Origin of the sequence: Dorea acetigenes, assembly GCF_025567385.1 — a bacterium.
In the GTDB taxonomy this organism is placed as follows: domain Bacteria; phylum Bacillota; class Clostridia; order Lachnospirales; family Lachnospiraceae; genus Claveliimonas; species Claveliimonas acetigenes.
Window position 1 is genome coordinate 1 of record NZ_JAOQJU010000029.1, and the last position, 14,566, is coordinate 14,566.

The 14,566-nt window shown below is 42.9% G+C and carries 9 protein-coding genes; all 9 read left to right on the forward strand.

The genetic code is table 11. The features are described 5' to 3' along the window. Nucleotides 1–150 precede the first annotated feature (150 nt). The 9 genes from OCV99_RS15345 (at nt 151) to ppk1 (ending at nt 14,560) form a co-directional block, all read left to right on the forward strand. Nucleotides 151–4,842, forward strand: a complete 4,692-nt coding sequence (locus tag OCV99_RS15345) for a LamG-like jellyroll fold domain-containing protein (protein WP_262575895.1) — start codon at nt 151–153, stop codon at nt 4,840–4,842. A 176-nt stretch (nt 4,843–5,018) separates the two neighbouring features. After that, a complete protein-coding gene (locus OCV99_RS15350) occupies nt 5,019–5,651 on the forward strand; it encodes a cell wall hydrolase (RefSeq protein WP_158371715.1) in 633 nt (210 codons plus the stop codon). A 102-nt stretch (nt 5,652–5,753) separates the two neighbouring features. Continuing rightward, nucleotides 5,754–7,298, forward strand: a complete 1,545-nt coding sequence (locus tag OCV99_RS15355) for an S-layer homology domain-containing protein (RefSeq protein ID WP_227191827.1) — start codon at nt 5,754–5,756, stop codon at nt 7,296–7,298. Between the two features lie 108 nt (nt 7,299–7,406). Then, entirely contained in the window at nt 7,407–8,081 is a 675-nt protein-coding gene (locus OCV99_RS15360; RefSeq protein WP_158371719.1) for a response regulator transcription factor, read from the forward strand. Further along, entirely contained in the window at nt 8,078–9,076 is a 999-nt protein-coding gene (locus OCV99_RS15365) for a sensor histidine kinase (protein WP_158371721.1), read from the forward strand. Before OCV99_RS15360 ends, OCV99_RS15365 begins: the two co-directional genes overlap by 4 nt. Nucleotides 9,077–9,169: 93 nt before the next feature. Continuing rightward, on the forward strand, nt 9,170–9,937 hold the full coding sequence (locus OCV99_RS15370; RefSeq protein ID WP_158371723.1) for an ABC transporter ATP-binding protein: 768 nt from the start codon (nt 9,170–9,172) through the stop codon (nt 9,935–9,937). Then, a complete protein-coding gene (locus OCV99_RS15375) occupies nt 9,921–11,918 on the forward strand; it encodes an ABC transporter permease (RefSeq protein WP_416810600.1) in 1,998 nt (665 codons plus the stop codon). Before OCV99_RS15370 ends, OCV99_RS15375 begins: the two co-directional genes overlap by 17 nt. Nucleotides 11,919–11,999: 81 nt before the next feature. Continuing rightward, nucleotides 12,000–12,344, forward strand: coding sequence for a cupin domain-containing protein (locus OCV99_RS15380; RefSeq protein ID WP_158371727.1), 345 nt, complete (start codon nt 12,000–12,002; stop codon nt 12,342–12,344). Between the two features lie 110 nt (nt 12,345–12,454). Next, entirely contained in the window at nt 12,455–14,560 is a 2,106-nt protein-coding gene (ppk1, locus tag OCV99_RS15385) for a polyphosphate kinase 1 (protein WP_158371729.1), read from the forward strand. Nucleotides 14,561–14,566: the final 6 nt, after the last annotated feature.

Genomic DNA, 14,566 nt, shown 5'->3' on the forward strand with positions numbered 1-14,566 from the left:
CTGAAGCGGAAACGCGTTCAGTTACATCCGGAAAGACTGATCAGCTCTTAGCGGAATGCGTGGTCAGATGAGCCGGAATTTGCAGTAGGGTATACTGAATATAGTTTTATGGTTTTATGACGGCTAAATAAACAAAAAAGGAGGATGCAAATGAAAAAACACAGAAAAAGAGTGCTTTCATTATTGATAGTACTCGCAATGTTACTGGGAATATTTCCTACACAAAAATTGGAGGTGTCTGCTTCCGGGAGCCAGGCTCCACGTGTGAGTATTCTGACATTTTCAGATTATCAAAGATGGCTGTGGCCGGATGGAGTAGACGACTGGGCGACGCTTCAGCCGCAGCTTACAGGTCTTGTAAACGGAGCGTATGACGCAGGAGTCAGGCCGGATTACATGATTTTCGGAGGAGATTTTTCCTGTTTGGATTCAACTTCGACTTCTGAAGAAGGGATGAGACAGGTAAAAAGTATTGTAAGAAGCAAATGGAGCAATCTTACAGATGAAGAAATGATTTTGGTACAGGGGAATCATGACCCGGCGGCGACAGCAGGACTCTCATCTACGGGGGCAATTGAGTATGATGATTTTATTGTCTATGTTATCAATGAAGATGATTTTCCAAGCAAGCAAGGGGATAGCAGTGTGCGGACAATTGTAGAAGGAACGGCGGAGGCATTAGAAAGCTGGCTTTCTGCCAAAATAGAAGCAGGCGAGACGCGTCCGATTTTTATTGCTACCCATACCGGACTTCATTATGATATTGATCGTAAGGATGGGAATAACCAATACGCATATTTGCTTTTTGATGTGATTAATGAAGCGGCGAAGAAATTGGATATTATCTATCTGTTCGGACATAATCATACGAATGGCGATGAACTTGTAGGCGGTTCTATTACCGGTTTTACAAAAGGTGATAAACTAGGAGTATGTACGGAAACCAGTATTGCAAATAAATCAGGAACTTCTACGGTTCTCAATTTTGCATACATGAATTATGGATATGTAGGGTATATCGGAGACATTAACAATAATCCTTCTGATATAGAACCTACGGATGAACTTACGGTCAGTGAGTGGCTGATTTATGACGACAGGATTGAAGTGGCAAGGTATCATGCAGATGGATTGCTTGATAAATATTCTGTATCCCTAAACAGAAATCATGCAGATGCTCTGAATTATGGAGAAACATACAGGGTAACTTATCAGTCTAATGGTGGTACGGAGATTGATGGCTGCGAAACAGTGCAGTCCTGGGACACGGTTAGCCGTATAACCCCGGAAAAGGAAGGGGCACGGTTTAAATGTTGGAGTACAAATGCAGATGGAACAGGAAATCAGTATCAGCCGGGCGACAGCATTTATATAGAGCGGGACACCGTCCTTTATGCGCAATATGAATCGAATGAAGAGACAGTTTCCTATCATCTTGTGGATACCCTGACTCCCGGAAAAGAGTATTTGTTAGTATGGAATAGTGAGTTTTACACAAATAATGGTATAAAATATATGCTGACAGATGGAACTTCTAATGTTACAACGGTAGACAATACTTGGATAGCGGATGATGGAAATGAGATTTGCCTTCCTTTAAGTTCTGAGCTTTCAGCGTGCCGTTGGGATTGTACTTATAACACGGGCGCGAACCCGGGAGTCGGTTACATGCTTCAGAATATTTCCACAAAGAATTTTCTGAAAAACGAAAACTCTGCTCCGGCATTCGGGACAGACCCAACCAGTGCCTGGGAGTCATATTTCTGGACTTATAAGACAGGGGTGGCAGGTGAAAGCGACAATGTTGTAAATCAGCTTGTGCCAAATAGTGATGATACCAGATTCCTTCGTTACAGCGTAGGAAGCAAGGTGTTAAAGTTCGGCAGAACGTCTACTTCTACGGATCCGAGAAACAGTCATGTGTATATTTATGAAAAAGAAGATCCTGCAGAGCAGATTTGGGAGAAAGTTGATTCGCTGGGATCCAATGGAGAATATCTGATTGTTTCAGAGAATGGCGCAGGACAGGCAAAAGCCATGACAATAACCAAGAGAACCATTGGAGAGACAGCAGTTGAAGTGAAAGCAAACGAAGATGGAACGCTCTATATTGATTATGCAGCTCCATATAATGACAATGCAGTAGTGCATTCTTATCAGGTTCGAGAGAATGAATTTTGGCTCAGTACCTGGAATTATGATTATAAAGATTCTTCAGGCGGAGAGGTAATCTATCTGTATCCTTCAGATGGAGCAGTTAAGATTACAGGCAATCACTTTGACAGCAGATATTATACCAGATTTGGTTATGCGAATGGGGTTCTTACCGGATATAAAGGAACCAGTGGAACGAATGACTTCAGTACGCTTGTGTATAACAATGGATTTACGATTGGTTCGGGTGATAATGTTTCCCTTTTTAAACGTGTGTCGAAATCTGCGGATGGAAGTGTTCATCAGCATATATTTGGGGAATATACTTCTGACAATAACGCCACCTGTATTACGGATGGAACACAGTCAGCAGTATGTGAATGCGGCGCAGTTGATACACAGCCGTTAAAGGGAAGTATGCTTAAGCATGAATATGTCTGGGATGCTGCCATTACACCGGATACAACGTATCATACAGTAAAATGTAATCTTTGTGGGACGCAGAAGAAGGAATTGCATTATGGTGAGGATGCCGGAGAGACAGGAGCAAAATGTACGGTATGCGGAGTAGAGTATATTAAGTATGTAGATAAGACGGCTCTGCAGAATGTTGTTGACAAAGCTGTTTCGGAAGAAGACAGTGTGAAATATACAGAAGAAAGCTGGGCAGTATATCAGGCGGCGCTGGATGAAGCGAAAAAGATTTTGGATTCAGGTAATACTACACAGGAAGCGGTAGATAATGCAGTAAAAGCGCTGAAGGAAGCATTTTCTAATCTGGAGACAAAACCCAGAGAAATTCCAGAAGTTTTGGCAGACTTTAACTTCGATGCAGCTCCGGCAGAAGGCGAAGCATTTGACGGCGGCAACGCGGAGGCATCCGGTACTTATACACTGGTTGACCATGGTACAGGAAAGGCATTGAAGCTGGATGGAATCAGCCAGTTCCTGAATGTAACAGCAAAAGACGGTACAAGCCTGTTGACAGGTGTGGAAGAAATGACCGTATCCTTCCAGATCAATCCTGGACGGAGTGCGACAAACTGGGGATTCTTTGCAGCTCCGAATGCAAGCAAGCAGGAGTGGCAGAGTGAAAAGTACCTGGGAATCTTTGATGCCAATGGTACGATAAAGGCAGAGCGTTATAATAGCAATAAGCAGACAAGACCTGTTTCACCGGAATATGCGGCAGGTGAGAATAAGTGGTCTTATATCACCGTTGTTTATGCAGAGAATGAGACGATTCTCTATGTAAATGGTGTAGAAGCAGGACGGGAAGAAAGTATTGTATCGATTCCTGAATTACTGGGAGACAACAGTATCCTCTACATTGGCAAATCCACTTGGGTGAGTGGAGAGTATATGACCGGCCTGATTGACAATTATAAGATTGTAAGCCGTGTTATGACGGCGGAAGAAATTGCAGCAGAGGCGCTGAAATATGTAGAAAAAGATGCATTGAAGGCAGCCATTGATGCAACAGAATCCGTAGGAAATCAGGATGAGTATACAGAAGCTACCTGGAAAGTATATGCAGAAGCGTTGAAGACGGCGAATGATATTTATGCAAGCAATGCGGCAACACAGGCAGAAGTAGATGCAGCAGCGGCAGCTCTTACCAAAGCACAGAATGAGCTGAAGGCGGCGGAACCGGAACCGGTTGTAACGGTAGTATCCATTACGGTAACAGCACCGACGAAGACGGAGTACACAGTAGGTGACGAGCTTGACCTTGACGGAATGAAAGTGACTGCAAAATACAGCGATGGTACAACAAAAGATATTGCAGTAACGGACTGCGAAGTAAGCGGTTATGATACGACTAAGACTGGTGAGCAGACAGTAACGGTAACATATGAAGGAAAGACAGACACCTTTAAGGTAACTGTTAAAGAAGCGGAAAAACCGAATGAAACAGACAAGACAGCTTTGGAAGCAGCGGTTAAGGCAGCAGTAGCGGATACAGAGAAAGTTAAGTATACGGAAGAAAGCTGGGCAGCTTACGAAGAAGCTTTGAATCAGGCAAAAGAGGTATTGGCAGACACGGATGCAACGCAGAAAGAAATTGATGATGCGGCTGCAGCGCTTGACAAAGCGGCAAAGGCTCTGCAAAGCAAGGGACTTCCATACGAAGACGTAACAGAAACTGATTGGTTCTACGATGGAGCATACCACAACTACTTTGCAGAAACCATGACGGGTACAGATCCTACGCATTTCTCACCATATGAAATCCTGCCGCGTGCACAGTTTGCAACCATCCTTCACAGAATGGAAGGAAAGCCGGCTGCAGCGTATACGAATAGATTCCCGGATGTACCGGATGGACAGTTCTATTCAACGGCAGTTCTCTGGGCGGCTGATGCGAAGGTTGTTACCGGATATACAGATTCCGGATACTTTGGAACGAACGATCCGATTACCCGTGAGCAGATGGTAGTTATGATGTATCGTTATGCGGATTATAAGAAATACGATATTTCAAAGACAGCAGACCTCAGCAGCTTTTCTGATGCAGAACAGGTAAGCGAATTCGCAGAAACTGCTATGAAGTGGGCGGTAGAAAATGGAATCATTGAAGGAAAAGAAAATGAAGATGGCTCTTATCGTCTTGACCCACAGGGCAGCACAAGCCGTGCGGAATGCGCAATTATTATCCAAAGATTTATGGAGAAGTTTTATAATTAGAAAATAGAGGAAGGCCTGCCAATACTTGTATTTGACATAAAAAATAGGATGTGTTAAGATACCCTCCGTTGTGATGTAATGGAATTGTAATAATTGTAATAAAGTTGAAAAAAATGAGTATACTTTATTAAAACAATTTTTGCATTATATCTGAAATATTTACAGGAGGGTATCAAATGTTGAATTATAAAATAAAAAAGAAAGCAGTTATGGCTGTATTGGGAGCGACGCTTTTGGCAGCGGGATTTACCAGCCGGGCAGCGGCTCTGCAGCCGGAAGATACGGCAGATATGAAAGCTTCAGAAGTACAGGAACATGGCCGAGTAAATGAAGCTTTATCCAATGCGGTTACGCTTACGACGGTGGGAAAAGCGAAAGAAGTTCTGCAAACAAAAGCGGAAGAAGCAATCAAAGCAGAGGAAGCACGAAAGGCAGAAGAGGAAGCACGTCGTGCAGAAGAAGCGGCAGCGGCCGCCGGACAGAGGGAACGGGAGCTTTTGGCATCTATCATTTTCTGTGAAGCAGGCAATCAGTCCTATGAAGGGCAGGTTGCAGTAGGAGCTGTAGTCATGAACCGGGTGAACAGCGCTTCTTATCCAAACAGTATAGAGGAGGTCATCTATCAGTCAGGACAATTTACTCCTGCAATGACAGGATGGCTGGACAATGTACGTGTATCAGCAGGCTATACACAGGCAGCAATGCAGGCGGCAGAAGATGCCCTTGCGGGAGTGAATCCCGTCGGGAACTGTCTGTATTTCGATCAGGGTGGTTATGGAATGCAGATAGGTGCCCATTTCTTTCATTAGTAATATCTATAATTCGAACTATATATTGATAAAAACAATTTGAAAGTCCTTTTTTCCAAAGGTATAATGAAGAAAAATATTGAGGAAAGAGAGGGCTTTTCAATGAGAAAAAGAGGATTATCGCTTCTTCTGGCAGGTGTTGTGGTGCTTGGCAGTGCAAATTTGGAATTTGTAAGTGAAGCAGAGCAGAAAGCGCTTCCGTATACGGATGTTGCAGAAAATAGCTGGTATTACAGCTATGTGAAAAATGTGTATGACAAGGGGCTGATGACTGGTCTGAATAAGGAGACTTTTGCACCAGGGGATAGTCTTGTGCGTGCGCAGTTTGCAGTAATTTTGTATCGGCTTGAAGGAGAACCGGAAGTGAAAGAGAACAAGGTAAGTTTCCCGGATTTGGATCAGGATTGGTACAAGGAAGCTGTAACCTGGGCTGCAGGTGAAGGAATTATTACAGGATACTCAGATTCTGGAAAATTCGGACCGAATGATGAGATTACGCGTGAACAGATGGCTACGTTAATGTACCGTTATGCGGACTACAAGGGATATGATATTGCTGATAGTGTGGATTTCAGTGCTTATCCTGATGCAGAAAGCGTGACAGGATTTGCTGAAGAGGCGGTTTCCTGGTGTGTTGCAGATAAGATTATTACCGGAGATAATGGAAAGATTAATCCACAGGGAAGTGCGAACCGGGCTGAATGCGCAACGATTATTGATCGGTTTGACCAGGTGACATCCAGACAGTCTTATGTATCTCCGGAATATGTAAAGAGCTTTGTGGATGGAACGAATCCGAAGGCTGATGATTATGTGATTATGGAATGTTCTTGGGGCGTAACATCCAAATCTTTCCAGGCAGGCCATATCCCGGGTGCGATCCACATTAATTCAGATGATATCGAAGAAGATGTTAACTGGAATATCCGTACACCAGAAGAGATAGAACAGTTCCTTCTGAAAAACGGAATTACGAAAGATACTACAGTTATCTGTTATGGAAGTTCTGCAGGTGCGCGTCTTGCATTTGTATGCCTGTGGGCAGGTGTAGAAAATGTTAAGTTGCTTGACGGAGATATGAATGCATGGAAAGAGGCTGGATATCCGATTGAAGAAGGGGAAGGAAAAGTCAGAGAGGCAGTTGAAGAATTTGGCACAACCGTTCCACAGCATCCGGATTGGGTAATTGATGAAGATTATATTTTACACAATGCGTTGAATGATAACTTTAAGTTAGTCAGCATCAGGAGTTACGAAGAATATACCGGACAGGTCAGCGGCTATGGATATATCCATAAGGCTGGTGAGCCAAAAGGCGCTGTCTGGGGAGAAAATACAGATTCCTATTATAATGAAGATGGAACTGTAATTAGTCTGGACAAGGCAAATGAGCTGTGGGCGAAATATGGTTATTCATCTGAAAATGAACTGGCATTCTACTGTGGTACTGGCTGGAGAGCATGTGTTCCATGGTTTATCTGCTATGAGAATGGCGTAGATGATATGAAATTATATGACGGCGGTTGGTTTGTATGGCAGAAAGATGATGAACGTCCAGTTCAGGTTGGCGATCCGCTTAACGGAGACGTAGAATACAAACTGGTTGGCGACTTGCCGAACGACGCTCCTGCAAAATTATCGAAGTAAATCTTACCATTAAGATTTTATGAATTCTTTTAAAAGAATAATTGAAAATGTAGAAAATGAAAAATAAATCCTGTACACTGTTGTCTGAATGGAGGTAGGAAGACAGCAATGTACAGGATTTTTATTGTTGAAGATGATAAGACGATTGCACAGACATTGATGAGTCATTTGAAAAAATGGGATTACGAAGTGCAGTGCGCAGAAGATTTTAAGAATATCCGGGGAGAATTTGAAGATTTTGGAGCAGATCTTATCCTGTTGGATATCGGACTCCCCTTTTTTGATGGGTTTTACTGGTGTACGGAAATCAGGAAGGTGTCGACGGTACCGATTCTTTTTATTTCGTCTGCCGATGATAAGATGAACATTGTTATGGCGATGAGTATAGGCGGGGATGAATTTATTGAGAAACCTTTTGATTTAAATGTGCTGACTGCCAAGGTGCAGGCAATTTTGAGAAGAACCTATTCCTTCGCAGGTATGTCAAATATAATAGAATACAAAGGAATTAGTTTGGATCTGGGCGATGCAGCATTTACCTGTCAGGGTAAGAAGACAGAGCTTACAAAAAATGAATTTAAAATCTTGCAGATGCTTTTGGAGAATAAGGGGAAAATTGTCTCCCGGGACGATATTATGGAAAGACTCTGGGAGAGTGATGAATTTATCGATGACAATACCCTTACAGTGAATGTGGCAAGGCTTCGTAAAAAGCTTTCTCTGGCAGGACATGCAGATATGATTGTTACAAAAAAAGGAATTGGGTATATGGTGAAAGCATGAAAGTATTTTGTGGTTATGTAAAGAAGGAACGATGGCATATTGGGACATATCTGGGATTTATGGGAATATTCGTAATTATTTTTTCCCTTTATGGCGTAAAGACAGAGGCACTTTCCTATGCCGTTTTTCTGTCGACTCTATGGCTGCTGTTTTTCTGGACGATGGATTTTATGAGATATCGAAAGAAGCATAAAGAGCTTCTGGAGTTAGAAGGGAAGACGAAGACACAGTGGGAGATGCTTCCCGAACCGGAAAATTTGGTGGAAGAAGATTATCAGTGGATGGTGAGAGAACTCCTCGACACGATAAATGAGCAGAAAACAGAATATCTGACGGAACAGCAGGATATGATGGATTATTACAGTCTGTGGGCGCATCAGATAAAAACACCAATCTCTGCGATGCGGATTCTCCTGCAGTCTCAGGAAGAATCACAGGATACGGAGTATACCAGGGCGCTGAAGGCTGAACTTTTTAAAATAGAACAATATGTGGATATGGTACTTACCTATCTTCGTATGGATTCCATGTCCGCGGACATGGTATTTCAGTGGCACTCGCTGGAAGAACTGGCGAAGCAGGCGGTTCGTAAATATTCGCAATTGTTTATTCTGCAGAAGATAAAACTTGAAATTGACATAGATGACAGAAAAGTTTTGACAGATAAAAAATGGCTGGTGTTTGTAATTGGGCAGATATTATCGAATGCACTGAAATATACGAAACAAGGGAAGATTTCCATTTATACACAGAATCAGGCGTTGGTGATTGAAGATACCGGAATCGGGATTGAAGCAGAAGAACTGCCTCGCGTATTTGAACGTGGCTTTACAGGATATAATGGACGCAGAGATGGGAAATCAACAGGAATCGGGCTGTATCTGTGTAAGCGTGTGATGGATAAGCTTTCCCATGGTATTGCTATTGATTCAGTGGCGGGGAAGGGGACGAAGGTATATCTGATTCTGGGACGAAAAGAAATGACAGTTGAATAATGTGACAAAAATGTAAGGGAGATGTTAGCTGATTCGATGGAACGACATTTTCCTCTTCTATATAATAAGGATATCAATGAAGGAGGGAAAATGATGAGTATATTGGAAGTAAAAAATGTGAAAAAAATATATACGACCCGTTTTGGAGGAAATCAGGTGGAGGCGCTCCGCAATGTTAATTTTTCGGTGGAGCCGAGAGAATATGTGGCGATTATGGGAGAATCGGGATCCGGGAAAACGACGCTTCTTAATATCCTGGCAGCCCTTGATAAACCTACAGAAGGAAAGGTATATCTGAAAGGCAATGATTTAAGTAAGATTAAAGAGAAGGAAATGGCGGCTTTCAGGAGGCAGAACCTGGGATTTGTGTTTCAGGACTTTAATCTTTTGGATACGTTTTCTATCCAGGATAATATCTTCCTTCCGCTGGTCCTTTCGGGAAAGAAATATGAGGAAATGCAGAAACGTATCTTACCGGTTGCGCAGAAGCTTGGAATTCAGGAAATCCTGCAAAAATTCCCCTACGAGGTGTCAGGAGGGCAGAAGCAAAGGGCGGCAGTGGCAAGGGCGCTGATTACGAAGCCGCAATTGATCCTGGCGGATGAGCCGACGGGGGCTTTGGATTCAAAGGCATCCGATGAGCTTTTGAATCTTTTTACCACAATTAATCAGGATGGACAGACTATTTTGATGGTAACCCATAGTGTGAAGGCGGCAAGTACAGCGAACAGAGTACTGTTTATCAAGGATGGCGAAGTGTTCCATCAACTGTACCGGGGAAATCTCACCAATGAACAGATGTACCAGCGGATTTCAGATACACTTACCGTCCTGATCGCAGGAGGTGAGGAACTTGAATAGCTCTATTTATATAAGACTTGCTTCCGCGAACATGAAAAATAATTGGAAGACTTATATTCCCTATATTTTTACAGCAATCCTTACGGTTATGATGTATTACATTATGGATTCTCTTTCTCAGAATGGAAGTGTAAAAGAGGAAAATGTACAGCTGATTCTGAACTATGCCTGCAGGATTATCGTAGTTTTCTCTGTGATTTTTCTGTTTTACACGAACAGCTTTCTGATTAAGCGCAGGAAAAAAGAAATTGGCGTTTACAATATTCTGGGAATGGGGAAAAGGCATATTGCTAAAATGCTTACCATAGAGACTATATTTACTGCCATTGTAAGCGTAGCAGCAGGATTGGCTCTTGGAGTTGCATTTAGTAAATTAATGTGGCTGGTGCTGCTTAGGATTCTGCATTATGATGTGGGAATGAATTTTGAGGTTTCAGCTGCAGCCATGGTTCGGACACTGGTTCTATTTGGCGTGATTTTTGCGATGACGTTGTGCTATAACCTGCTTCAGATCAGGCTTGCGAATCCGGTGGAGCTTCTGCGGGGGAGCAATCAGGGAGAGAAAGAACCGAAGACCAAATGGGTGTTGACCCTCTTTGGTATTTTGGCGTTGGGAATCGGTTATTATATTGCCTTGACAACGGAGTCGCCGATTGCAGCATTGGAAGCCTTCTTTTTGGCAGTCATCTGCGTAGTGCTGGGGACGTATGCCTTGTTCATAGCGGGAAGCATTGCGCTCCTGAAAATGCTGCGGAAAAATAAAAAATATTACTATAAAATGAAGCACTTTACGGCAATATCCGGTATGATTTACCGAATGAAGCAGAATGCAGTAGGCCTTGCTAACATCTGTATTTTAAGTACGATGGTATTGGTAATGGTATCTACTACAGTATCTCTGTATGTGGGGATGGAGGATGTGCTGAAAACCAGGTTTCCTCATGAAATTGCTATCACCAAATATAAGACAAATGCAGAGGATGAAGAGAGGATAAGAGAAATTGTCGTAGAAGAGACAGAAAAAAATGAAGTGGAGATAACGGATGAGTTGGAATATCACATTGCCGCCTTATCTGCAGTAAAGGAAGGAACACATTTTTTTCTGACTGATCAGGGAAGTTACGGAACCAAAAATGTGTGCGAATTTTACATGATTTTGCAGGAGGATTATAATCGGATGGAGAGTGACGATATGTCTCTGGCGCCAGATGAGGTAATTGTATATACGACAGAGAAAGCGCTGTATGGGAAGAATACCATCCAGATTGATGATCAGACTTATCGTGTGGCAAAAGAGCTTAAAAGTATGAAGCTGGAGCCTAAGAATGCATCCAGGATTGTAGAAGGATATTATGTGATTTTTGCTGATGAGGCTCCAATCCAGGCCTTTCTTCAAAGTGTCTCCGAGAACAGCAGCCTTCAGGAAGAATGGAAGCAGCGAAGTTACGCAATGCAGCATAAATGGTCTTTTGATTTAAAAGGCAAAGAAAAGGATTGTACTGCTGCGACAGAGGGGATGCAGGGAAGAATTACGAATGAAATAGGAGACAGCGTATATGAAAGCCGTGAGATGAGCCGGGGAAGCTTCTACTCTCTGTATGGCAGTTTATTATTCATTGGAATTTACCTGGGATTTCTTTTCCTGATGGCGACGGTTCTGATTATTTACTATAAGCAGATATCGGAGGGATATGACGACAAAGAGCGTTATCAGATTATGCAGAAGGTGGGAATGAGCAAACGGGAAGTCCGAAGTTCCATCCGAAGCCAGATACTTACTGTATTTTTCCTGCCCCTTGTAGTGGCAATTATTCATATCGCAGTAGCGTTTAAAGTTATTACGAAGCTGCTGGCTGTGTTGAATCTGGTAAATGTGCCGTTGTTTTTGAGCTGTACTATTGCAACTGTGGTGGTGTTTGCGATATTTTATGGAATTGTATTCGGAATGACAGCAAAGGAATATTATAGAATTGTCAATTAATTAACGGGCAGAGTCGGAAAGTGTTGCTTTACGACTCTGCCCGTTATCTGTTACAATGAAATACAAAAGGAGGCGTATTTTATGACAAAAGCGGGAGAAAGAGAAGTTGTTACAGTAGAACGTGTGAATGGAGGAGCAGGTTTTATTATGAAGGAAGCACTGCTTTTACCGGAAGAGCTGGGAGAACACTGCAAGATGTTCAGCCGTGTGACTCTGAAGCCGGGATGTGAGCTGGGACATCATGAGCATCACGGTGAGACAGAGACTTATTATATCCTTTCCGGTACGGGAATGTATGAAGATGATGGCAGGGCAGTTCCTGTAGAGGCCGGAGATGTAACATTCTGTAAGGATGGCTGCGGACATGGAATCAAGAATACCGGGAAAGAAGATCTGTCCTTTGTGGCATTGATTTTAAAGAAATAAAGGATATAACATTTGCTTAACGTAATGTTTACAAAACATGGGCTTTCTTTTGAGCATTGTTGGTGATAAAATGAAAGAAAAGATTTTTAAGCAAAAAGAGGAAACGGAAAATGAAAGAAGAGATTTTGAATTACACACAAAACAGAGAATTATCCTGGCTGAAGTTTAACCAAAGAGTACTTGAAGAGGCGCAAGACCCCACGGTTCCGCTGTTGGAACGGATGAAATTTGTGGCGATTTTCACAAGTAATCTGGATGAGTTTTTTATGATCCGTGTGGGAAGCCTTTTTGATATGGCGGCGACGGATGCAAAGACCAGGGACAGTCGTTCGGGTATGACGCCGAAGGAACAGCTTGAGAAAATATATGAGGCGGTAGCGCCGCTTTATAAGGAACGGGATAAGACTTATGCGGAGATTAAGAAGCAGCTCCATCCTTACGGTGTCTGTGGGCTGGATTTTAAGGAGTTAGAGCAGGGTGAGAAGAAATATGTAAAGAAGTACTTTAAAGAAGAGATTCTTCCGATTCTGTCGCCGCAGATTGTGGATGCCAATCATCCGTTTCCGCATTTAATTAATAAAGACATTTATGTGACTGCGAATCTGAAAGCTGATAATAAGAATATGCTTGGCATTATTCCGGTGCCGAAGTTTGTTTCAGATATTCTATATCTGCCGGGGCATGATATCCGCTATATCCGCATGGAAAAGGTGATTATGGAGTATATAGAGCTGGTATTCGAGCATTATGAAGTGTCTGATAAGAATTATATCTGTGTGACGCGGAATGCCGATATCACGCCGGATGATGAACTGTTGGAGATTAATGATGATTTCCGTTATCTGATGAAGCAGAGTCTGCATAAGCGCAAAAGGATGGCGGTGGTGCGTCTGGAGATTGCAGAGAAGCTAAGCCCGGAGACGGAGAAGTATTTCTGCACAAAGTTCAATATTAAGAAGGAGCAGATTTTCCGCACCAAGATGCCTATGAAGCTGGATTATATGTTTGCAATCAGCGGCAATCTTCCGGATGCAATGAAGCGGTCTCTGACCGATAAGCCATTTTCACCGCAGATATCCAGACATGTGCAGGATGGAAGTGTGATGCGTCAGATTAAGAAGAACGATATTATGCTGTTCTATCCATATGAGAGTATGGAGCCGTTCCTGCAGTTGATTAAAGAGGCGGCTTCAGATCCAAGTGTCATGACGATTAAGATTACCATTTACCGACTGGCGAAGAAGGCACGTCTGGTGGAATACCTCTGTGCGGCGGCTGAGAACGGGAAGGAAGTTACGGTCTTAATTGAGCTGCGTGCCCGGTTTGACGAGCAGAATAATATTGACTGGTCTGAGCGCCTGGAGGAAGCGGGATGCCGTGTCATCTATGGCTTTGAAGGGTATAAGGTACATTCTAAGATCTGCCTGATTACTTATCGCAATAAGAATGAGATTCAATATATTACGCAGATTGGTACAGGTAATTATAACGAGAAGACGGCGGCTATGTATACAGATCTGTCTTTGATGACGGCAAATAAGGAAATCGGCGCGGATGCGTCGGAATTCTTTAAAAATATGTCCATCAGTAATTTGGATGGCGTTTATAAGCATCTGATTGTCTCACCTACAAGCTTAAAGCCTAAGGTACTGCATTTGATGGATGAAGAAATCAAAAAAGGACCTAACGGCCGCATTGTGATGAAAATGAATTCGGTGACAGACGTTGATTTTATTGAGAAGGTATCAGAAGCTTCCCGGGCGGGAGTGAAGATTGACTTGATTGTCCGGGGAATCTGTTGTATACTTCCGGGAGTAAAGGGGTATACGGATAATCTTTCTGTGACAAGTATCGTGGGACGCTATCTTGAGCATCCCAGGATTTTCAGCTTCGGTACGGGAGCGGGTCAGAAGATTTACATTGGCTCTGCGGACATGATGACACGCAATACGGAGAAACGTGTGGAGGTTGCATGTCCTATCCTGGATGAAAATGTTAAAAAGCAGGTCAACCATTATCTGGATGTTATGCTGGCGGATAATGTAAAGGCACGTGAATTGCACAGTGACGGTGTGTACAGGAAGAAAGAGCAGAAAGAGCCGCTCATTAATTCTCAGGAGAGATTTATGAAAGAAGCGCTCTATGCGAGGAAGACCGTGACGGTAGAGAAAAGAACCTCCTTTGCAGAGCGCGTTATGCGCATCTTTAGGAAATAGGAGAAC